Genomic DNA, 376 nt, shown 5'->3' with positions numbered 1-376 from the left:
GCCACCTGAGCGCGGAGTCGTTCGTTCTCCCGGCGCAACCGTTCCAGTTCGGTTAACTCAGCAGGTGGAGGTGGAGCTGCGGACTTCACGGGCCTGCCTTTGGCCTTGGGACGCAATGCCTCCGCACCATCACGGCGATACGCCCGGACCCACTTTTGCAGCAACTGACGCGAGGACAAACCGGCCTCCACAGCCAGGTCCGGGCCCGTCTCGCCCGCGAGGAACCGCTCCACTAACGCCAGCTTGAACTCAAACGAGTACGACTTCGCCGGTTTGCTCACCAGCACTCCTTGCCCATGAATCCTCCACCGCCCATACAGCGCCCTGACCGGCACACCAGGCGCATCCAGCGACCGGGCAACCGCCCGATACCCGA

The 376-nt window shown here is 64.6% G+C and carries 1 protein-coding gene; it reads right to left on the bottom strand.

Annotation, left to right across the window (positions count from 1 at the left end; all coding sequences use genetic code 11):
• Positions 1-281 (bottom strand): helix-turn-helix domain-containing protein (locus tag AC3A4Z_RS22610; RefSeq protein WP_498714554.1); only part of this gene is annotated, 281 nt, incomplete at its 3' end.
• Between the last annotated feature and the right edge of the window lie 95 nt (positions 282-376).

It is taken from the genome of Arthrobacter sp. Soil_C_49, assembly GCF_057656635.1.
This window is presented reverse-complemented; position numbering and strand designations above follow the sequence as displayed.